At 72.0% G+C, this 21,384-nt stretch carries 18 protein-coding genes; 16 read left to right on the top strand and 2 right to left on the bottom strand.

Annotated features, from left to right (window positions below):
* The first annotated feature begins 76 nt into the window (after positions 1–76).
* From ACZ5CZ_RS08055 to ACZ5CZ_RS08030, 6 genes are read left to right on the top strand one after another with little or no spacing between them, the layout of a single operon-like run.
* Positions 77–868, top strand: coding sequence for a GntR family transcriptional regulator (locus tag ACZ5CZ_RS08055; protein WP_468940296.1), 792 nt, complete (start codon positions 77–79; stop codon positions 866–868).
* A 39-nt stretch (positions 869–907) separates the two neighbouring features.
* A complete protein-coding gene (locus ACZ5CZ_RS08050) occupies positions 908–1,135 on the top strand; it encodes a 4Fe-4S dicluster domain-containing protein (protein ID WP_055491243.1) in 228 nt (75 codons plus the stop codon).
* Positions 1,136–1,150: 15 nt separating this feature from the next.
* Positions 1,151–2,494 carry an ABC transporter substrate-binding protein gene (locus ACZ5CZ_RS08045; RefSeq protein WP_468940293.1) on the top strand — a complete coding sequence of 448 codons (1,344 nt, stop codon included), beginning with the start codon at positions 1,151–1,153 and terminating at the stop codon, positions 2,492–2,494.
* Positions 2,491–3,378 (top strand): ABC transporter permease, encoded by an 888-nt coding sequence (locus ACZ5CZ_RS08040; RefSeq protein WP_468940291.1) that lies wholly within the window; start codon positions 2,491–2,493, stop codon positions 3,376–3,378. The genes ACZ5CZ_RS08045 and ACZ5CZ_RS08040 overlap by 4 nt, the downstream gene beginning before the upstream one ends.
* Complete coding sequence (locus ACZ5CZ_RS08035; protein ID WP_468940289.1) at positions 3,362–4,150, top strand: ABC transporter ATP-binding protein; 789 nt, start codon at positions 3,362–3,364, stop codon at positions 4,148–4,150. Before ACZ5CZ_RS08040 ends, ACZ5CZ_RS08035 begins: the two co-directional genes overlap by 17 nt.
* Before the next feature lie 11 nt (positions 4,151–4,161).
* Positions 4,162–6,909, top strand: a complete 2,748-nt coding sequence (locus ACZ5CZ_RS08030; RefSeq protein WP_468940287.1) for a fumarate reductase/succinate dehydrogenase flavoprotein subunit — start codon at positions 4,162–4,164, stop codon at positions 6,907–6,909.
* A gap of 72 nt (positions 6,910–6,981) precedes the next feature.
* Here ACZ5CZ_RS08030 and ACZ5CZ_RS08025 read toward each other — a convergent pair whose 3' ends face one another.
* Positions 6,982–7,746 carry an amino acid ABC transporter ATP-binding protein gene (locus tag ACZ5CZ_RS08025; RefSeq protein WP_468940285.1) on the bottom strand — a complete coding sequence of 255 codons (765 nt, stop codon included), beginning with the start codon at positions 7,744–7,746 and terminating at the stop codon, positions 6,982–6,984.
* A gap of 421 nt (positions 7,747–8,167) precedes the next feature.
* Here ACZ5CZ_RS08025 and ACZ5CZ_RS08020 point away from each other — a divergent pair, with 421 nt between their 5' ends.
* The 9 genes from ACZ5CZ_RS08020 to ACZ5CZ_RS07980 all read left to right on the top strand — a co-directional run bounded on the left by ACZ5CZ_RS08020 (position 8,168) and on the right by ACZ5CZ_RS07980 (position 18,366).
* Positions 8,168–9,205: an ABC transporter substrate-binding protein gene (locus tag ACZ5CZ_RS08020; RefSeq protein ID WP_467544549.1), complete on the top strand. Its 1,038-nt coding sequence runs from the start codon at positions 8,168–8,170 to the stop codon at positions 9,203–9,205.
* Positions 9,206–9,208: 3 nt separating this feature from the next.
* On the top strand, positions 9,209–10,051 hold the full coding sequence (locus tag ACZ5CZ_RS08015) for an ABC transporter ATP-binding protein (protein WP_468940282.1): 843 nt from the start codon (positions 9,209–9,211) through the stop codon (positions 10,049–10,051).
* Positions 10,048–10,983, top strand: coding sequence for an ABC transporter permease (locus tag ACZ5CZ_RS08010; RefSeq protein ID WP_468940279.1), 936 nt, complete (start codon positions 10,048–10,050; stop codon positions 10,981–10,983). The genes ACZ5CZ_RS08015 and ACZ5CZ_RS08010 overlap by 4 nt, the downstream gene beginning before the upstream one ends.
* A gap of 131 nt (positions 10,984–11,114) precedes the next feature.
* The gene (locus ACZ5CZ_RS08005; RefSeq protein ID WP_468940276.1) at positions 11,115–12,470 is read left to right on the top strand and encodes an LLM class flavin-dependent oxidoreductase; all 1,356 of its coding nucleotides are present in this window, start codon (positions 11,115–11,117) and stop codon (positions 12,468–12,470) included.
* The gene (locus ACZ5CZ_RS08000) at positions 12,467–14,089 is read left to right on the top strand and encodes an FAD-dependent oxidoreductase (protein WP_468940273.1); all 1,623 of its coding nucleotides are present in this window, start codon (positions 12,467–12,469) and stop codon (positions 14,087–14,089) included. The genes ACZ5CZ_RS08005 and ACZ5CZ_RS08000 overlap by 4 nt, the downstream gene beginning before the upstream one ends.
* A complete protein-coding gene (locus tag ACZ5CZ_RS07995) occupies positions 14,086–14,454 on the top strand; it encodes a 4Fe-4S dicluster domain-containing protein (protein ID WP_468940271.1) in 369 nt (122 codons plus the stop codon). Before ACZ5CZ_RS08000 ends, ACZ5CZ_RS07995 begins: the two co-directional genes overlap by 4 nt.
* Before the next feature lie 52 nt (positions 14,455–14,506).
* Positions 14,507–15,406, top strand: coding sequence for a TauD/TfdA dioxygenase family protein (locus ACZ5CZ_RS07990; RefSeq protein ID WP_385846299.1), 900 nt, complete (start codon positions 14,507–14,509; stop codon positions 15,404–15,406).
* Between the two features lie 103 nt (positions 15,407–15,509).
* A complete protein-coding gene (locus ACZ5CZ_RS07985) occupies positions 15,510–17,501 on the top strand; it encodes a DNA polymerase III subunit gamma/tau domain-containing protein (RefSeq protein ID WP_468940268.1) in 1,992 nt (663 codons plus the stop codon).
* Positions 17,494–18,366 carry a hypothetical protein gene (locus ACZ5CZ_RS07980; RefSeq protein ID WP_468940266.1) on the top strand — a complete coding sequence of 291 codons (873 nt, stop codon included), beginning with the start codon at positions 17,494–17,496 and terminating at the stop codon, positions 18,364–18,366. Before ACZ5CZ_RS07985 ends, ACZ5CZ_RS07980 begins: the two co-directional genes overlap by 8 nt.
* A 47-nt stretch (positions 18,367–18,413) precedes the next feature.
* On the opposite strand, the gene ACZ5CZ_RS07975 is transcribed toward ACZ5CZ_RS07980, so the two are convergent.
* Positions 18,414–19,049, bottom strand: a complete 636-nt coding sequence (locus ACZ5CZ_RS07975) for a TetR/AcrR family transcriptional regulator (RefSeq protein WP_468940263.1) — start codon at positions 19,047–19,049, stop codon at positions 18,414–18,416.
* 290 nt (positions 19,050–19,339) lie between these two features.
* Here ACZ5CZ_RS07975 and ACZ5CZ_RS07970 point away from each other — a divergent pair, with 290 nt between their 5' ends.
* Positions 19,340–21,328 carry an acetoacetate--CoA ligase gene (locus ACZ5CZ_RS07970; RefSeq protein WP_468940261.1) on the top strand — a complete coding sequence of 663 codons (1,989 nt, stop codon included), beginning with the start codon at positions 19,340–19,342 and terminating at the stop codon, positions 21,326–21,328.
* Positions 21,329–21,384: the final 56 nt, after the last annotated feature.

Genomic DNA, 21,384 nt, shown 5'->3' with positions numbered 1-21,384 from the left:
CGGTTCCCGCAGTCCGTCAGGTGGCGCAACAATCCAGCAACACCACCATTCCCAGCGGATGGCTATGGTTCGGGCCATGCCGCCCACCGACCGCATCCGAGACCACGCCGGCCAAGGCGCCGCGACCACGGTCGCCGCCCACCGCAGCCGGCGCAGGCTGCGCGCCGACCGGGCCAGGCAACTCGCCGACCTGCTCCGGCGCCAGCTCCTCAGCGACGCCTTTCCGGACGGTGCGCTCCCCCACGAGTCGACCCTCGCCACCGAGTACGGCGCCTCGCGCAACACCGTCCGCCAGGCCCTCGACCTGCTGCGCACCGAGGGCCTCGTCGAGCGCCAGCCCGGTGTCGGCACCCTGGTCGTGGCCCGCAAATACCCGCATGGTCTCGACCGCCTGATGGGCCTCGCGGAGACCCTCCGCGAACACGGCCGGGTCACCAACGAGGTCCGCACCATGGGCCCCGTCCCGGCCCCCGCCCCCGTCGCCGACCGACTCCGCCTGCCCGCGGGCACCGACGTCCTCTACATCGAGCGCCTGCGCCGCCTCAACGGCCTCCCGCTCTCCCTCGACCTCACCTACATCCCGCTGGACATCGGCACCGCGCTGCTGACCGCGGACCTGGAGAACACCGACGTCTTCCGCCTGCTGGAGGCGGTCTGCGGGCTGCCGCTCGGCCATGCCGAGATCACCCTGGAGGCCGTCAACGCCGACGCCCACTCCGCCGCCGTGCTCGAGGCCCCGCACGGCTCGGCCGTCCTGATGCTGGAACGCCTCACGCATCTCGCCGACGGCCGGCCCGTCGACCTCGAGTTCATCCGCTTCCGCGGCGACCGCATCACGATGAGCGGCCTGCTGCACCGCTCCGTCTGACGTCATCCCCGAACAGCTCGACATCCACTGGAGACAGCCATGCCCTTGGCGCCCCAGCGGGCCGACGTGCCCGTGACCATCGACGAGTCGAAGTGCATCGACGGCTGCACGCTCTGCGTGGACATGTGCCCGCTGGACTCCCTCGCCATCGACGTCAGCAGCGGCAAGGCGTACATGCACGTCGACGAGTGCTGGTACTGCGGCCCGTGCGCGGCCCGCTGTCCCACCGGAGCCGTCACGGTCAACATGCCCTACCTGCTCCGTTGAGAGGCCCCAACTCCCATGAAACGCACGGCAGTCGCACTCGCCGCATCCGCTCTGCTGCTCCCCCTGTCCGGCTGCGGCGGCAGTGCCGAGGCGGGTGGCGGCTCCACGGTCACCGTCACCGTCGGATACCAGTCCAAGACCATCAACACCGTCACCGCCGGCACCCTCCTGCGCTCCCTCGGCTACTTCGAGAAGCAGCTCAACGCCCTTCATGACGGAAGGACGTACAAGGTCGACTGGCAGGACTACGCCACCGGCGCGCCCATCACGGCCCAGATGACCGCCGGGAAGATCGACATCGGCTCGATGGGGGACTTTCCGCTGCTCATCAACGCGGCCCGCGGCAAGCAGCTGGGCCGGCCCACCCACCTGGTCTCGGTCACCGGCTACAACCTCAAGGGCGGCCTGAACACGGTCGTCGTCGCACCGAATTCCACCCTCACCTCCCTGAAGGACCTGAAGGGCAGGAAGGTTTCCACGAGCGTCGGCTCGGCCGCCGACGGCACCCTGGTGCGGGCCCTGCAACGGGCCGGCATCGCCCCGGACACGGGGATCGAGAAGCTGAACCAGCAGCCCGCGGTGGGCGCGTCGGCCCTCTCTGCGGGCAGCGTGGACGCGCTGTCGCAGTTCGTGGCCTGGCCCGGCCTGCTCGCCTACCAGGGCAAGGCGAAGGCCCTGTACGACGGCGCCCAGCTGGACCTGCCCACCTTCCACGGCGTCACCGCCCGCGAGGACTTCGCCCGGCAGCACCCCGCCGTGCTGGAGGCGTTCCTGAAGGCCCAGGCCGAAGCGACCGACTACCTCGACGCCCGTCCGGTGGACGCCGCCGAGAAGGTCGCGAAGGCCACCGGCCTGCCCGCCGAGGTCGTCTACCTCTACAACGGCGCCCACGGCATCGCCACGTTCGACCCCGCCGTCAAGCCGCAGCTCGTCTCCGCGCTCGAGCAGGACGTGTCGGTGCTGAAGGCGGCCAAGCTGACCGGCGACATCGACGTGAAGGCCTTCGTCGACGACCGGTACGTCAGGAAGGCCCTCGGCGCCGGTTACGCGGGGCGGCTCGCCGCGGCCCCGCCCGCCGCCGGGAGCGAGGTCTGGCCCAAGGGGGCCACGAAGACCCGGAGTTTCACGTCCCCCGCCCGGCTGCTCGCCTATGTCGCCCGGCACAGGGACGGCATCCGCGCGGCCTATGTCCCCGACGCCACGACCGGCACCCTCTGGTTCGCCGACAAGGCCGGCTGGGTGGCGGACGGCGCGCAGCTGCTGCCCTTCGTGGCCCCGGCCACCGCACAGGCCTATGTGGCCGGTCACAGCGGGGCCCGGGTGATCACCTACGCGGACGCCCTGGGGCGGGCCTCATGAGCGGGTACCCCCGGCGGACGGGCCGGCTCGTGCTGCGGGCCGGCTCGCTGGCCGCCGCTCTCGGCCTGTGGCAGCTGCTGACCGCGCTCCATGTGGACGTGTGGGTGCGCTTCTCGCAGTTCCCGACGGTGACCGATGTCGCCCGGACCTTCGCCGACCGGCTGTCCGGCGCCGACTACTGGACCGACCTCACCCACAGCCTCACCCGGATCCTGACCGGCTTCCTCCTCGCCGCCGTCCTGGGCGTGGCCACCGGCGTGCTCGTGGCACGCTCGCGGCTCGCCGAGGACCTGCTCGGCCCGGTCCTGGAGGTGGTGCGGCCCATCCCCGCCATCGCCCTGGTCCCGGTCGCCATCCTCGCCTTCCCCTCCAACGAGCAGGGCATCGTCTTCATCACCTTCACCGCCGCCTACTTCCCGGTGCTGGTCTCCACCCGGCACGCGGTGCGCGCCCTGACCCCGGTATGGGAGGAGGCGGTACGCACCATGGGCGGCAGCCGGTGGCGGATCCTCCGCTCCGTCGTCCTGCCCGGCGCACTGCCCGGCATCTTCGGCGGCCTCTCCGTAGGCATCGGCGTGTCCTGGATCTGTGTGATCTCCGCCGAGATGATCTCCGGCCAGTACGGCGTGGGGTACCGCACCTGGCAGGACTACACGATCGTCAACTACCCGGGCGTGTTCGTCGGCATGGTCACCATCGGCCTGCTGGGCTGGCTCACCTCCACCGCCGTCGAACTGCTCGGCCGCCGCCTCACCCGCTGGCTGCCGCGCACGTCGTACGTCCCCGGCACCCGGCCCCGGCCCCGGCCGGCCCGGGCCCTGACCGCCACGTCCCCCACCGAACCCGCGCCGGCCGAGGAGGCACGCGATGAGCACCTCGTCTGAGACCCGACCGGCCGGGGCGAGGGGCGGTCCGGCGGCCCCGCGCGGTGCCCGCCTCACCCTGCGCGGCGCCGTGCTCGGCCGGCCGGACGCCCCCGCCGTGGCCGACGTCGACCTGGACGTCGCCGCGGGCGAGATCCTCACCGTCGTCGGCCCCTCCGGCTGCGGGAAGTCGACGCTGCTGCGCACCTGGGCCGGGCTGTTGCCCCCGCTGGACGGGGCGGTGGAACAGGACGGCCGGCCGGTGACCGCCCCGGGCGCGGACCGGGCGCTGATCTTCCAGGAGGACGCCCTCCTGCCCTGGCGCACCCTGCGCGCCAACGTCGAACTGCCCCTCGCCATCCAGGGCCTGCCCCGGACGCGACGCAGGGAACAGGCCGAGATCTGGCTGGCACGGGTGGGACTCGCCGACCGGGCCCGGCAGCTGCCGCACCGCGTCTCTGGCGGTCAGCGCCAGCGCACCCAGCTGGCTCGCGCCCTCGCCGGACGCCCGCGCGCCCTCCTGATGGACGAGCCCTTCGGCGGCCTCGACGCCCAGACCCGCGCCGGCATGCAGGACCTGCTGGTGGAGGTGTTGCGCGGGACGGGCGCGACGGTCGTCTTCGTCACCCACGACGTCGACGAGGCCCTGTTCCTCGGCGACCGCGTGGCCGTGCTCGGGGCGGGCCGCCTCGTCGCCGTACGGGACGTACCGCGTCCGCGCGAGCGCGGCGCGCACGACGATCCGGCGCGCACCGCGCTGCGGCGCGACATCCTCACGTCACTCGGTTCTTGAAAGGCACCCTGGTGGACACCCCTCTGGAGATCCCGGCACTCACCGACGCCGAGGAGCTGACCTGCGACGTCCTCGTCATCGGGGGCGGCACGGCCGGCACCATGGCGGCGCTGACCGCCGCCGAGCACGGTGCGGACGTCCTGCTGCTGGAGAAGGCGCACGTACGTCACTCCGGCGCACTCGCGATGGGCATGGACGGCGTCAACAACGCGGTCGTCCCGGGCCGCGCCGAACCCGACGACTACGTCGCCGAGATCACCCGCGCCAACGACGGCATCGTCGACCAGACCACCGTCCGCCAGACCGCCACCCGCGGCTTCGCCATGGTGCAGCGGCTGGAGTCGTACGGCGTCAAGTTCGAGAAGGACGAGCACGGCGAGTACGCGGTGCGCCAGGTCCACCGCTCCGGCTCGTACGTGCTGCCGATGCCGGAGGGCAAGGACGTCAAGAAGGTCCTGTACCGGCAGCTGCGGCGGCGGGAGATGCGCGAACGGATCCGGATCGAGAACCGGGTGATGCCGGTGCGCGTGCTCACCGCCGAGGGCCGGGCGGTGGGGGCGGCCGGCTTCCACACCCGCACGGGCGCGTTCGTGGTGGTGCGCGCGGGCGCCGTGATCCTGGCGACCGGCGCGTGCGGCCGGCTCGGCCTGCCCGCGTCCGGCTACCTGTACGGCACGTACGAGAACCCGACCAACGCGGGTGACGGCTATGCGATGGCGTACCACGCGGGCGCGGAACTGACCGGCATCGAGTGCTTCCAGATCAACCCGCTGATCAAGGACTACAACGGCCCGGCCTGCGCCTACGTCGCCAACCCGTTCGGCGGCTACCAGGTCAACCGGCACGGGGAACGCTTCGTCGACTCCGACTACTGGTCGGGCCAGATGATGGCGGAGTTCGCCGCGGAGGTGGCGTCGGACCGCGGCCCGGTGTACCTGAAGCTGAGCCACCTCCCCGAGGAGTCGATCACGGCCCTGGAGTCGATCCTGCACTCCACCGAGCGGCCCACCCGCGGCAGCTTCCACGCCGGCCGCGGCCACGACTACCGCACCCACGACGTCGAGATGCACATCTCCGAGATCGGCCTGTGCGGCGGCCACTCCGCCTCCGGCGTCCGCGTCGACGACCACGCCCGTACGACCGTTCCCCGCCTGTACGCCGCCGGCGACCTGGCGTGCGTACCGCACAACTACATGATCGGCGCGTTCGTCTTCGGCGACCTGGCGGGCGCGGACGCCGCCCAGTACACGCCCTATGAAGGGGAACTCCCCGCCGGGCAACTGCGCGACGCGCACGAGCTGATCTACCGCCCGCTGCGCAACCCCGACGGCCCGCCGCAGCCCCAGGTCGAGTACAAGCTGCGCCGTTTCGTGAACGACTACGTGGCGCCGCCCAAGTCCGGCGCCCGGCTGTCCCTCGCCCTGGAGGCGTTCGAGCGGATGCGCGCCGACATCGCCGCGATGGGGGCGCGCACCCCGCACGAGCTGATGCGGTGCGCGGAGGTGACGTTCATCCGGGACTGCGCGGAAATGGCCGCCCGCGCTTCCCTGGCCCGCACGGAATCCCGCTGGGGCCTCTACCACGACCGTCTCGACCACCCCCACCGTGACGACGCGTCCTGGTTCCACCACCTCGACCTGCGCAAGTCACCGTCGGGCGCGATGGAGTTCACGGCACGCCCCGTGGCGCCGTATCCGGTGCCGGTACCCGGCTTCACCCCGGTCGGCGGCCCCTCACGGCACCTCGGCGAAGTCCACCCGGAGCAGGTGGCGACGGCGGGACCCCCGCAGGCGGCCCCGACGACCACGCGGCCGGCCCCCGCCCCCGCGGCCACGGCTGCCCGCCCCGGTACGGAGGCGGAGGCACCGGCCACGCCGCGTCTCCTGGAACTCCTCGCCCTCACCGAGGACCAACCGGAACTCGCCGTCCTCAGGCCTTACTTGGCCGACCCCGAGCCCGCCGTCCGCCGAACGGCCATCGCCGTCCTGACGGAGACCACACCGCCGGGCACCGGAGCGGCACTGGCCGCGGCGCTCGCCGACCCCGACGCCGGCGTCCGCGCCGCCGCGGCCGCCTCACTGCGGGAACTGGCCGAGACGCTGACCCCGGAACCGGTGCTGCGGGACGGTCTCGTCGCGGCCCTCTCCGAGGCCGATCCTGTCGTCCGTGCGGCCGCCCTCGACATCCTGCGCGGCCTGCGCGCCGGGGACGCGGACCTGTTCGCGGCCTTCCTGTCCGACTCCGACATCGCCGTCCGTACCGCGGCCGTACGGGCGCTGGTGTCGGTCGACGCCGTCGCGGAGGTCGCCCGCGAGGCGGCCACCGAGCCGTCCCGCGAGGTCCGCGTCACGATCGCCAAGGCCCTGGCCGGCGTGGCTCCGGGCCGGGACCCGGACGTGGTCCACGCGGCCCTCGCCGGGCTGGCCGGAGATCCCGACGCCCTGGTGCGCGGCGCGGCCTACGAGGCCCTGGGCACGGCCGGCTGCCCGGCGCCGCTCGCCGTACAGGCCGAGTCCGCGCTGTCCGACCCCGCCTGGCAGGTGCGGGCCGGCGCCGCCACCGCGCTGTCCGCCGCGGACCCCGGCGTGGCCGTCCCCGCGCTCGCCAAGGCCGTGGCCGACCCCAACGCCGACGTCCGCAAGGCCGCCGTACTGGCCCTGACCCGGCACCGCGCCGCCGAGGAGGCCCGAGCGGCCCTGGCCACGGCGACGGCGGACTCGGACGCGGACGTCAGGGCCTATGCGGCGCGGGCACTGTGACGACGGTCGTCCTGGTGCCGACGCGGCCGCCGGTTCGGTGGTGCCGCCGTCGGACGACGGAGTGAGGGGCGGTCAGAGGACCTTGGAGAGGAAGGCGCGGGTGCGGTCCTGGCGCGGGGCGTCCAGGACGGCCGCGGGCGGCCCCTGCTCCACGACGACTCCGCCGTCCATGAACACCACGGTGTCGGCGACCTCGCGGGCGAAGCCGATCTCGTGGGTGACGACGATCATCGTGGTTCCGGTACGGGCGAGGTCCTTGACGACGTCGAGGACCTCGCCGACCAGTTCCGGGTCGAGCGCCGAGGTGGGCTCGTCGAAGAGCAGCACCTTCGGTTCGAGGGCGAGCGCGCGGGCGATGGCCACGCGCTGCTGCTGGCCGCCGGAGAGCTGCCGCGGGTAGGCGTCGGCCTTGTCGGCGAGGCCGACCCGCGCCAGCAGCCGACGGGCCGTGTCCGCCGCCTCTCCGCGGGGCCGGCGCAGCACGGAGACGGGGGCCTCGACGAGGTTCTCCAGCACGGTCAGATGCGGGAAGAGGTTGAAGTTCTGGAACACGAACCCGATGTGGGTGCGCTGTTTCAGTACGTCCCTCTCCCTCAGCTCGTGCAGCTTGTCACCCGCGCGGCGGTAGCCGATGAGTTCGCCGTCGATGCTGATCCAGCCGCGGTCGACCTTCTCCAGGTGGTTGATGGTGCGCAGCAGGGTGGACTTTCCGGAGCCGGACGGGCCGAGGATCACGGTGACCTCGCCGGTGCGGACCTTCAGGTCGACGCCGCGGAGCACGTCCAGCGGGCCGAAGCTCTTGTGGACGCCGTGGACGTCCACCATGACCTCACTCATCGGCTGCCTCCCAGGGGTTGCAATTACTTGAGCAGGACGTCTCGCGTCTCGTCAACCACGGCCCGAATACCGGACGGAAAGCCGGAGATTGTGAACGCAGTACTTCACCCACATGTCGAACGTTGAGAATGTGAGACCGACGCGCAGGCGCCGTTGACTTGGCCGAATTCCACTGCAAGTCTCTTGGCTGTGAGCACGTTCGAGAACCTCTCCGCCCTCTGTCCTGCCGGTCCCTGTACCCGCTGACAGACGCAGCTCACCCGCGCTTCCTTTCACGAATCGGCCTCTCCGTCAGGCCGTGTCCGCGCAATTCCCGGGCCCCCCACAGCCATTTCTGCTGGGCTTGTGCGCTCTGTTCACCGTATTCGGCAATCGCCGTACGCACTCCAGTCGCTCCATCGAACTCGAACAGGACCCATCCATGGGCACGACGGCATCGACTCGACGCCAGTTTCTCTCTCTGCTCGGCCTTTCTGCGGTGGCCGTGAGCTGTGGCACGAACGCGAGCGGAGCCTCCTCCGGCAAGGGAGGAACCACGACGCTGCGCTACCAGGGCTGGGCGGGCCAGGTCATCCTGCCGGAGCTGGCCGAGGACCTCGGCTACCTGGGCGAGGTGAAGCTGAAGTGGATCGGCAACACGATCAGCGGGCCGCAGGACATCCAGTCCGCTGCCACGGGCCAGGTCGACTTCGGCGGGGCCTTCAACGGCGCGGTCGTGAAACTCGCGGCGAACGGGGCCCCCGTGAAGGCGGTCATCAGCTACTACGGCTCCGACAAGTACGCCTACAACGGCTTCTACGTGTCCGAGGACAGCCCGATCCGGTCGGCCAGGGACCTGATCGGCAAGAAGGTCGGCATGAACACCCTCGGCGCCCATGCCGAGGCGATGCTCGACATCTATCTCCAGCGCGGCGGTCTGTCCCGGGCGGAGATCGACAAGGTCGAGCCTCTGGTGGTGCCTCCGGTCAACACCGAGCAGACACTGCGCCAGAAGCAGATAGACGTGGCCGTGCTCGGCGGCATCCTGCGCGACAAGGCCCTGGCAGCCGGCGGCATCCGGCCGCTGTTCACCGACTACCAGCTGCTCGGCGCGTTCAGCGCCGGCACCTATGTGATGACCGACCGCTTCCTGAAGCAGAACCCCGACACGGCCCGGGCCTTCGTCACCGGGGTCGGAAAGGCCATCGAGTGGGCCCGCACCACTCCGCGCGGCGAAGTCGTCGCCCGGATGACCGACATCGTGAAGAAGCGCGGCCGTGAGGAGGACACCGCGCCGCTGAAGTACTGGCGCTCCTTCGGCGTCGCCGAGACGGCGGGCCGGATCACCGACAAGGAGTTCCAGCTGTGGATCGACTGGCTGGCCCAGCGCGGAGACATCAAGAAGGGGCAGGTCAAGGCGGCCGATCTCTACACCAACGAGTACAGCACGGCTTCTTCCTCCTCGACGAGCGGGAGCTGACCCATGCCGGAAACCATCGCGCCGAAGATTGAGCTGCGGCAGGTGCGCAAGGAGTTCGCCGTCAGGGACCGGGGGCCGCATCCGGCCGGGCGGGGCTCCCGGTTCACCGCCCTCGACGGCATCGACCTGGAGGTGGCGGCCGGCGAGTTCATCGTCCTGGTCGGCCCCAGCGGCTGCGGGAAGTCGACCCTGCTCGACCTCCTCGGCGGCCTCGCCCAGCCCACCGGCGGACAGATCCTGCTGGACGGGAAACCGGTCACCGGGCCGGGCCTGGACCGCGGCATCGTCTTCCAGCAGTACGCGCTGCTGCCGTGGCGAACGGCGCTGGGCAACGTCGAGTTCGGTCTGGAGGCCACCGGTGTCCCGCGGCGCCAACGCGCCTCCCGAGCCCGGGAGTTCCTCGATCTGGTGGGCCTGACCGGGTTCGAGAGCCGCCATCCGCACGAGCTGTCGGGCGGGATGCGGCAGCGGGTGGCGATCGCCCGCAGTCTCGCCTACGACCCCGATGTGCTCCTGATGGACGAGCCGTTCGCCGCGCTGGACGCACAGACCCGGGAGTCGCTCCAGGACGAACTGCTGCGCATCTGGCAGCGCACCGGCAAGACCGTCGTCTTCATCACGCACGGCATCGACGAGGCCGTCTACCTGGGACAGCGCGTCGCCGTCATGACATCGAGGCCCGGCCGTATCAAGCAGATCGTGCCGGTCGCCTTCGGCGCCCGCACGGCGACGGACGACCTCCGCTCCAGTCCCGAGTTCGCCCGCTACCGGCACGAGATCTGGTCGCTGCTGCACGACGAGGTGGCCAGGGCCCAGCAGTTGGAGAAGGAGGAGGCTGCCGTATGAGCCCCACGACCGGCACGACCACCGGCACCACCACAGTGCCGGACACCGCGAGCACCACCGCGCCCGTCCCGGCCCCTTCCCCTGCTGCGCCCACCCCCTCACGGGCACCCGAGGCACCGGACGTGCACCGCGGCCCCTCCCGGGTGCGCCGGGCGGCGTCGCGACTGCCGTCCCTGCTGGTGAGGGGGGCGACCAAGTCCGTGGCGATCGTGGCCCTGCTGGTCCTGTGGGAGACCGCGCCCCGGCTCGGCCTGGTCGACCGGACCTTCCTGCCGCCGTTCAGCGAGGTCGCCCGCGCCTGGTGGGGGCTGGCAGCCGACGGCCGGCTCGCCGACAACGCACGCGCCAGCCTGGTCCGCTCCTTCAGCGGATTCGGCATCGCCGTGGCCGTCGCGGTTCCGCTCGGCCTGCTGATCGGCTGGTACCGGCCCGTCGCCGACCTTCTCGGGCCGCTGCTGGAGGTCTTCCGCAACACCGCGGCTCTCGCCCTGCTGCCGGTGTTCGTGCTGTTGCTGGGCATCGGCGAAACCTCGAAGATCTCCATCGTGGTGTACGCGTGCACCTGGCCGATCCTGCTCAACACGATCAGCGCGGTGCGCACCGTCGACCCGACCCTGCTGAAGCTGGCGAAGTCGATGGACCTGTCCGCACCACGCCTGTTCCAGAAGGTCATCCTGCCCTCCTCGGTACCGGTGGTCTTCACCGGCATCCGGCTGGCCGGAGCGGCGTCCATCCTGGTCCTGGTCGCCGCCGAGATGGTGGGCGCCAAGGCGGGCCTCGGCTATCTGATCAACGCCTCGCAGTACAACTTCGCGATCCCGCAGATGTACGCCGGGATCCTCACGATCGCCGCCATAGGCGTGGCCTTCAACCAGGTCCTGGTCGCCGTCGAGCGACGGCTCACGTCCTGGCGGGTGCCCGCGGGCGGCTGACCCGGCCGTCGGCCCGTCCCGCCGCCTCCCGGTCCCGTCGTACGAGCGATCCGGCTCAGGGACCGCGACGGCTCACGCGCCCGACGTCCGCTGTGCACCCATCGGCCCACTCCCACCGACCGAGGTACCCCATGCCCGCGACCGCACCCCGTCAACTGCACCTCAACGCCTTCCTGATGAACGCCGGCCACCACGACGCCGCCTGGCGGCACCCCCGCACCCAGCCGGAACGCGCCACCGATCTGCGCTACTTCCAGCAGCTCGCGCAGACCGCCGAGCGCGGTCTGCTCGACTCGGTCTTCCTCGCCGACGGCCTCGCGCTGTGGGGCAAGGTCCGGCACAACGCGCTCGGCGGCTTCGAACCGCTGACCCTGCTGTCCGCCCTGGCGGCCGTCACGGAGCACGTCGGCCTGATCGCCACCGTCTCCACGACCTTCAACGAGCCCTTCCACACCGCCCGCAAGTTCGCCTCCCTGGACCACATCAGCGGTGGCCGGGCAGGCTGGAACATCGTCACCTCCGGAACGGTGGACGAGGCCCGCAACTTCGGGCAGGACGAGCATCTGGAACACCGGCTGCGCTACGAGCGGGCGCGGGAGTTCGTCGAGGTCGCCACCAAGCTGTGGGACAGCTGGGAGGACGGGGCGATCCTGCTCGACCGGGAGCGCGGCATCTACGCCGACACCGACAAGGTGCGGGCGATCAACCACCGCGGGGAGTACTTCGGCGTGCAGGGCCCCCTCAACGTGCCCCGCACACCCCAGGGATATCCGCTGCTGGTGCAGGCGGGCTCCTCGGAGGACGGCAAGGAGTTCGCCGCCCGGTACGCCGAGGCGGTCTTCACCGCCCAGCAGACCCTCGCCGACGGCCAGTCCTTCTACAAGGACCTCAAGTCCCGGCTGGCCCGCTACGGCCGTACGACGGACCAGCTGCTGATCCTGCCGGGCATCGCCCCCGTCATCGGCTCGACCGAGGCCGAGGCCCGGGCGCTGGAGCGGGAGCTGACCGAACTCCAGGTCCCCGAGTACGGGCTCGCCCAGCTCTCCGGGATGCTCGGCACCGACCTGACCGGGCTGCCCCTGGACGGACCGCTGCCCGACCTGCCCGAGGAACGGGACATCAACGGCAACAAGAGCCGGTTCACCCTGGTCGCCGAACTCGCCCGGCGCGACGGCCTCACCCTGCGCGAGCTCATCGCCCGGCTCGGTGCCGGGCGCGGCCACCGCGTCTTCGCCGGCACCCCCGAGCAGGTGGCCGACCAGCTCGAGGAGTGGTTCACCCAGGGCGCCGCCGACGGCTTCAACATCATGCCGCCCCATCTGCCGGGCGGCCTGGACGACTTCGTCGACCACGTGGTGCCGCTCCTCCAGCGGCGCGGGCTGTTCCGCACCGAGTACACCGGCCGCACCCTGCGCGACCACTACGGCCTGGCCCGCCCCGCCAACCGGCTGGTCGCGGCAGCCGCCGAAGAGAGGCAACCGGTATGAGCGGGCTGGACCTCACCGCAGACGTCCTGGTGGTCGGCGGCGGCCCCGCGGCCACCTGGGCCGCGCTCAAGGCGGCGCAGGACGGGGCCGACGTGATCCTCGCCGACAAGGGCTACTGCGGCACCAGCGGCGCCACCGCCTCGGCCGGTACCGGCGTCTGGTACGTCCCGGCGGAGCCCGCGGCACGGGAGGCGGCCATGGCGAGCAGGGAGGCCCTGGGCGGACACCTGGCCGACCGACGCTGGATGGCCCGGGTCCTGGACCAGACGTACGCCGGCGTCAACGAACTCGCGGCGGCCGCACGCTACCCCTTCCCGACCGGGCCCGACGGGAAGCAGCTCAGGAACGGGTTGCAGGGGCCGGAATACATGCGCAGGATGCGGATCCGGGTCCAGCGGGCCGGGGCGCGCATCCTCGACCACAGCCCGGTCACCGAACTGCTCACCGACCCCTCCGGCGCCGTCGCCGGTGCCAGGGGCCACCGGCGGCAGGCCGGGCAGTCGTACCGGGTGCGCGCCGGGGCGGTCGTCCTGGCCACCGGCGGCTGCGCATTCCTCAGCGGCGCGCTCGGCTGCAACGTCAACACCGGCGACGGTGCCCTGTTCGCCGCCGAGGCGGGGGCAGAGCTGTCGGGGATGGAGTTCTCCAACGCGTACGGCATCGCACCCGAGGGCACCTCCGTCACCAAGACCGCGTTCTACTCCTTCGCGACCTTCTACCGGGCGGACGGCTCCGTCCTGGAGGGCGCGACGGCCCAGGGCGGCCGGTCCGTGATCGCGCGAACGCTGCTCAGCGAGAAGGTGTACTGCCGGCTGGACCGGGCCGACACGGCCGCCCGGCGGGCGATGCGGCTGGCCCAGCCGAACTTCTTCCTCCCCTTCGACCGGCTCGGCATCGACCCCTTCACCCAGCTCTTCGCCGTCACGCTCCTCGCCGAGGGCACCGTGCGCGGTACCGGCGGCATCCGCATTTCGGGGGACGACTGCTCCACCACCGTCCCCGGGCTGTACGCGGCCGGGGACGCCGCGACCCGCGAGCTGATCTGCGGCGGCTTCACCGGCGGCGGCAGCCACAACGCCGCCTGGGCCATCTCCTCCGGCACCTGGGCGGGCCGGGGCGCGGCCCGCCACGCCCGCTCCCTGGGCGCGCGCGCCGGTACCAGGCGCCTGGTGGCGGCGGGCGGAGCCGGACTCCGGCCCACCGGGGCACCCGGTCCGGCCGACGGCTTCCGGCACGTCATCGCCGCCGTCCAGGCCGAAGTGCTCCCGTACGAGAAGAACTACCTGCGCCATGGTGACCTGCTCACGGCCTCGCTGAGGGTGCTCGACACCGTGTGGGAGGAGTCGCGCGCCTCCCTGTACGCCGGAGGCGGGGACGTCGTACGGGCCAGGCAGGCGGCAGCCATGACGGCGCACGCCCGCTGGATGTACACCGCCGCCCTGGCCCGCACCGAGACGCGCGGCATGGCCAAGCGGCTGGACTTCCCGGCCCAGGACCCCGGGCAGCACCACCGCATCGTCACCGGCGGCCTCGACCGGGTATGGACCCGCACCGAACCCCTGCCCTGCGCGCCGGCCGCACCCCTGGCCCCCGCGTCATCGCTGGAGGTGGCTTCGTGATCGAACTGGTCTCGGCACGACGATGCATCGCCTGCGACAAGTGCATCAAGGTCTGCCCGACCGACGTCTTCGACCGGGGCGCGGACGGCATCCCCGTCCTCGCCCGTCGCGACGACTGTCAGACCTGCTTCCAGTGCGAGGCGAACTGCCCGGCCGACGCCCTCTACGTCTCGCCCCTGGCACACCCGCTGCCCGACGACTCCGCCGCCCGCGACGAGCAGTACCTGAGCCGTACCGGTCAGCTCGGCAGCTACCGCCGGCACATCGGCTGGGGACAAGGCCGCACACCCGGCGCCCTGCGCGCCGTCGGTCCGCCCCTCGCACCGCCGGGCTCCACCGAAACCAGCCTGCCCATCACCTCCTGATCACCGACCGGTCGATCGCATGCACCGATCGCTCTCGAAAGGACACCCGCGCATGACCACCAGCCCCGGCTTCGACATCCGCAGGATCGGCGGCCGGATCGGCGCCGAGATCCTCGGCGTGGATCTCTCCACCGACCTCGACCCCGCCGTCGTCACCGAGATCAACTCCGCGCTCCTGGAACACAAGGCGCTCGTCTTCCGCGGCCAGGACCTCGACGACGCCGGTCAGCTCCGCTTCGCCTCCCTCTTCGGCGAGCTCACCACCGCCCACCCCACCGTGCCGTCCGTCGAGGGCCGGCCGCAGATCCTGCCCGTCGACGGCGACGAAGGCATCCGCGCCAACCACTGGCACACGGACGTCACCTTCGTCCGTACGCCTCCGAAGGCGTCCACGCTGCGCGGCATCGTGGTCCCGCCCTACGGCGGCAACACCCTCATCGCCAACTCGGCCGCCGCGTACCGCGACCTGCCCGAGCCGCTGCGCGAGCTGGCCGACAAGCTGTGGGCGGTGCACACCAACGACTACGACTACGCCGCCCCCAAGAGCGAGAAGGCCGCCGAACACCGCAGGCAGTTCGTCTCCCGGAAGTACCGCACCGCGCACCCCGTCGTCCGCGTCCACCCCGAGACCGGCGAGCGCGGCCTGTTCATCGGCGGCTTCGCCCAGAGCATCGTCGGCCTCGGTCCCTCCGACTCCCGCGACCTGCTGCGCATCTTCCAGTCGTACGTCACCCGCCCGGAGAACATCGTGCGGGTGGCCTGGACGCCGGGGGACCTCGTCCTCTTCGACAACCGCATCACCCAGCACTACGCCCCCGACGACTACGGCGACCTCCCGCGCCTGCTGCACCGGGTGACCGTCGCGGGCGACGTCCCCGCCGGTGTCGACGGCAGGCTCAGCCACACCATCGAGGGCGACGACGCCTCCCACTACACACCCGCGGTGGCCTGAACCCGCCCGGTCGCCGGGCGGGAACACCCGTCCGGCGACCTGTGCCCGACGGCCAGTTGAGCAACTGCTACGCTGCCCGGAGGTGGCGTCGGCCCCTGTCACGGTGACCGAGAAGACACACCTCCCGGCAGCGCAAGCGCTGTCCTGGGTCCGCCGTTTACCGCACACACGCAGTCCTGGAAGCCACCTCATGAGTGACCGCCCCCGCGAGGAGCCGCCACCGGCACCCGAAGCTCCGCGGCCGGCCGATGAGGCACCGGAACCGGCTGCACCGGTCGACGAGGCTCCGGAACCTTCCAGCGACACCGCGCCCACGCCCGCGCCCTCGTCCGACGAGGCTCCGGAGCCCGGTGCGGGCGGTCAGGACCAGGGTGCCGAGGCCCCGAAGTCACCTACGGAAGCCGCCGGTTCGGACGAGGAGGCCCCGGAACCGACGGCACCGACGGACGCCCCCGAACCGTCCGCGCCCGAGCCCACGGCGGAGGCCGATCCGGAACGCACCGAAGCCGCTCAGCCGCCCGCGGACATCCTGGACCCGACCGCGGAAGCCCCGGAGCCGGCGGCACCGAGCGACACACCGGAACAGCAGGAACAGCAGGAGCAGTCGGAGCAGCCGGAGCAGCCGGAGCAGGCAGCCCCGGTCAACGAGGCTTCGGATTCGGCCGACGAGGGATCGGACTCGTCCGACGAGGCGCCCGAGCCGCCCATGGCTTCCGACGCTTCGGAGCCACCGGCTGACGCCTCGGATACGGCGGATGAGGCTTCGGATACGGCGGATGAGGCGCCGGAACCGGCTGGGGAGGGCCCGGAGTCGACTGATGACGCCCCGGAACCGACCACGGACAGCCCGGAGTCGGCTGACGAGGCCCCGGAACCGACGCTGGACAGCCCGGAATCGGCCGCGGAGGCGCCCGAGCCGACGATCGACAGCCCTGAGTCGACCGATGAGGCCCCGGAACCGGCTCTGGACGGACGGGAGTCGACTGATGACGCCCCGGAACCGACCCTCGACAGCCCGGAATCGGCCGCGGAGGCGCCCGAGCCGACGATCGACAGCCCAGAGTCGACCGACGAAGCCCCGGAACCGGCCCCGGACGGACGGGAGTCGACTGATGACGCCCCGGAACCGGCCCTCGACAGCCCGGAATCGGCCGCGGAGGCGCCCGAGCCGACGATCGACAGCCCTGAGTCGACCGACGAAGCCCCGGAACCGGCCCTGGACGGACGGGAGTCGGCCGATGAGACGCCGCAGTCCCCCGCGGACGCGGCGCGCTCTGCCGACGATGCCCCGGAACCCACGGCACCGACGGACGCCCCCGAATCACCCGCACCCGAGACCACGACAGAGGCCGAGCCGGAGGCCAAGCCGGAGGCCGAGGCGCCCGAGGTGGGTGCCGGACGGTACGACAACGCAGCGCTGCGCGACGGCCCCGGCTATCAGAAGGAGATCGACGACCAGCTCGCGGCACGCGGCCTGGACCGCTCCGAGCACGACAAGCTCCGGCTCACACCGACCAACGAGCTGACCGAGCCGCAGGCCCGCGAGGTCGTCGGGGTCCGTGACGGGATCAAGCTCGACGATGGCCAGATGGTGACCAAGGTGGTCAAGCCCGAGGTCGCGGAGGCCTACCTGGACAACGCCACGAAGCTCGGCAGCGACGACTTCAATCCCGGCGAGTTCCGCGGCTCCATCGCGCGCGGCTGCGACACCGCGGACCTGCGCACCATGGACCAACTGCGCGACGGGCTCGCTCTCGGGGATGCCGACTGGTCCCCCGTCCCACCGGGCGCGACCGAGGCGTACCAGCTGCGCTTCCCCGCACCGCCCGACATGCGCGCCGACCCGACCCTCGGCGCCGTCGGCGACCAGGATCTGGCCGACAGCGTGGCCGGCATGGCCGGTCAGAGCCCGGGACGGGCCTGGGACGACCCGTTCCTCGGCACCGGTTACACCGGCGGGGGCATCCCCGAGTGGGAGGCCAAGCCCACCGGCTTGCCGGACCATGCCGAGATCTGGCGTCTCCACGATGACGGATCCGAAGAGGCGGTCGGCTTCTTCGACAAGAACGAAGGGCTGTGGCATTACTATGACTGACCCCGCGGGCTCCCCCTTCCCGGTCAAGGGGGAGGTCGCCGTCTTCCATGGCGACCTCTACCCGGCCCGTGCGGCCGCGGGTCTGTGGCCGCACGTCGAGCTGCTGCCGGAGCCCGGCCGCCCCGCACCCGCGAACGTCGCGCCGCGCGAGGCCGCCGACGGGTCGGTGGGCTACCCGGTTGCGCCGGACGACCTCGAAGCCTGGTACGCCGTGACATGGACGTTCCGCTGGCGCGGTGAGCTCTTCGAGTGCACCGCCGCGACGCCCACGACGCTCTCCGGCAATTACCTCGGTTCCGACGAGCACTTCGCCAAGGAGCACCTCAAGCGCCGGGTGATCGGGTATCGCGGTACGTTCCCCCGCCAGGAGGTCACCGAGCTGGCGGAGCACCGCGAGGATCTGCTCCAGCCGCTGCGCGAGCTGGTACGACGCCTGTCCGAGGTCGACCACTTCCGCCCCAAGGCCTACGCGGTCCACCGCGGCCGGACCTATCCGGCAGCCGCCGAGGCCGACGCCTCGGGCCTGGTCGCGCTGAGCACCGGGCAGGACCGGCCCGAGGATCTCGTCGCCGATCCCCGTCACCCGGGCGGCGGGCACTTCCTGGCCGCGCCGGAGCAGTTGGAGGCCTGGTACCGCATCCACTGGACCTTCCGCTGGCAGGGCGGCCCCTTCGAGGCCGTCGGAACGGTGGACGGAAAGATCAAGGGCGTCTACACGGGCGGCAGTTGGGGCTTCGCGGACAACTGGCAGCTGACCGCGGAGACGGGCCCCGACGGGGTGCACACCCGGTACACGGCCACGGTGGACCTCGACGGTGTCACCGATCTCGAACAGCACCGCACCGATCTGCCCGACAGGGCATAACCGCAGCCGGCGTCCGGCCGACAGCCGACGGGCTGCCCGATCCGTCGTCAGCCGAGGTCGGGCAGCGGGCGCCGGGCGACCGCGCGGGCGTCCTGCGGCGGGACACCCAGCATGCACAGCAACATCTCGGCCAGGTGGGACGCGGCCTCGTCGCCGTCCAGCTCCGGCCGGGCGAACCGCAGTTCCACCAGGGCGAGCAGGGAGCCGCCCAGGGCGGTCACCGCGACGGTCGGATCGGTGACGGTGAAACGGCCGGAGGCGATACCGGCCTCCAGATCGCGCAGGGCGCGGGGAGCGAGGCCCGAGTCCGAGTGGACGTAACCGAGGCCGCGGCGGCGCAGCACCTGCATCAGTTCCCGCCGGGAGTCGGCCAGGCGCGCGCTGAGCCGGAAGCCGGCCGCGACGAGTTCCGCGGGGTCCTCGACACCCTCCAGATGCTCGTCGACTGTCTGGCCGAATTCCTCGAGGGCGTCCCGCACCGCCGCGTCGAACAGCTCCGTCTTGGACTCGAAGTGGTTGTAGAAGGAGCCGAAGCCGACGTCCGCGCGCTCGGCGATCGCCTGGATGCTGGCGCTGGTGTCGCCGGTCTCGGCGAGAATCTGCCGCGCGGCACGGACGAGCGCCTGCCGGGTCTCGGCGCGGCGCCGCTCGAAGCGGTTGCGGGGCGGGGCTGACGTGGGCATACGCACAAGTCTACCAATGACTCCCATGAGACCACATTTTTGATGAAATGGTCAACCTGTCCCTGCTGGATTCCTCAGAAGTACCTGTCCCTGCTGAATTTCCTCAGAAGTGGAGCCTGGCTGCGCGAGGGGCGGGCGGACGCCCCGCTGCTGCGGCCGGACCGGGTCGTGAGGGATGTCCTCCCGTCCGGCGGGCACGATTCCACCGCGACCGCCGACCGGGCGGTCCAGCTGCACACCGCACGGACCCCCGGGCAACGCTGCCGAGAACCTGACGAGGAGACCGCACGATGACCGCACCGGCCCCCTTCTTCACCCTCGATCCGGAGACCGTCGCGGCCAGCCGCATCGCGGACTTCGCCCGTCACGCCGGGATGGACGGCACCGACTACGCCGCGCTGCACCGCTGGTCGGTGACCGACCTGGCGGGCTTCTGGGCCGCGGTGTGGGACTACTTCGGCATCGACGGGCAGACGCCGTACGAGCAGGTGCTGGCCGAGGAGACCATGCCGGGTGCCCGCTGGTTCACCGGCGCCACCCTCAACTACACCCATCACGCCCTGCGCCCGCATGCCGACGACGGCGTCGCGGTCATCGCCCTCGACGAGACGGGCTCGGCACACGAGGTGACCGGGGCCCGGCTGCGCTCCCAGGTCGCCTCGGTGGCCGCGACCCTGCGCGAGCTGGGCGTCGGGCAGGGCGACCGGGTCGTGGGGTACCTGCCCAACACCCCGCACGCGATCGTCGCGTTCCTGGCCGCCGCGAGTCTCGGCGCCGTCTGGTCGGTCTGCGGCCAGGACTACGCCCCCAGGGCCGCCGCCGACCGCTTCGCCCAGCTCGAACCGACCGTCCTGGTCGCCGCCGACGGCTACCTCTTCAACGGCACCATCCACGACCGCCGGGAGGCCGCGCTCGAACTCGCCCGGTCGCTCCCGACGTTGAAGGCGACGCTGCTGGTGGGCCACGTGGGCCTGCCCTGGCCCGAGGCCGACGGCCCCTCCCTCGTGGTGCCGTGGGAGGAGGCCTCCACCCGGAGCGAGGAACTCGTCTGCACCCCGGTGCCGTTCGACCACCCGCTGTGGGTGGTGTTCTCGTCCGGCACCACCGGCCGGCCCAAGGGCATCGTCCATGGCCACGGTGGCGTCCTGCTGGAGCACCTGAAGACCCTGGCTCTCCACTCCGACGTCGGCCCCGGCGACCGTCTGCTCTGGTACACCACCACCAACTGGATGATGTGGAACATGGTCGTCTCGGCCCTGCTGACCGGCGCCACGACGTGTACCTACGACGGCAGTCCGGCGCCCGCCGCCAGGCTCGACGTCCTGTGGGAGCTGGCCGCGCGCCACCGGGTGACGGTGTTCGGGACCAGCCCCCAGTACCTGCTGGGCATGGCCAAGGCCGGCATCGAACCGTCCCGGCACGACCTGTCGTCCATACGGGTGCTCGGCTGCACCGGCTCCGCCCTGCCGGCCTCCGCCTACCCCTGGGTGCGCGACCACGTCGGCGCACACGTCCTGCTCGCGTCGACCAGCGGCGGCACGGACGTGGTGTCCGGCTTCGTCGGCAGCGCGCCCAACGCCCCTGTCTGGGCGGGCGAGTTGTCCGCGCCCCACCTGGGTGTGGCGCTCGCCGCCTACGACGCCGAGGGGCTGCCGGTGGTGGACCGGGTCGGTGAGCTGGTCGTCACCCGGCCCATGCCGTCGATGCCGCTGTACTTCTGGAACGACCCGGACGGCACCCGCTACCGCGACGCCTACTTCGGCACCTACCCCGGTGTGTGGCGGCACGGCGACTGGATCACGGTCACGGGGCACGGCTCGGTGATCGTCCACGGCCGCTCCGACTCCACGCTGAACCGCAACGGCGTGCGGCTGGGCAGCGCCGACATCCATGACGCCGTCGAGCGCCTGCCCGAGATCGCCGAGGCCCTGGTCATCGGCGCGGAGGAGCCCGACGGCGGCTACTGGATGCCGCTGTTCGTGGTGCCGGCCGACGGAGTGGTCCTGGACGACGCGCTCCGCGAGCGGATCAGGGAGGCGATCCGCGCCGGGGCCTCGCCGCGCCATGTCCCCGACGAGATCCTCGTCGTGCCGGGGATCCCGCACACCCGCACCGGCAAGAAGCTGGAGGTCCCCGTCAAGCGGCTCCTCCAGGGCGCTCCCGCCGAGCAGGTCGTCAACCCCGCGGCGGTCGACCGCCCCGACCTCCTGGACCACTTCGCCCGGCTGGGGGCCGAGCGGCGCGAGCGGCGCAGTACCCGGTCCGCACCGGAGAAGTGACGTTCACCGGCACAATTCGCGGCACTTTTCGGACGGAATAGGAGTCGCCTCTTTCT

The organism is Streptomyces sp. NPDC031418 (assembly GCF_055581605.1).
The sequence above is the reverse complement of the archived record's forward strand: the minus strand, read 5'-3'. Positions and strand labels throughout refer to the sequence as shown.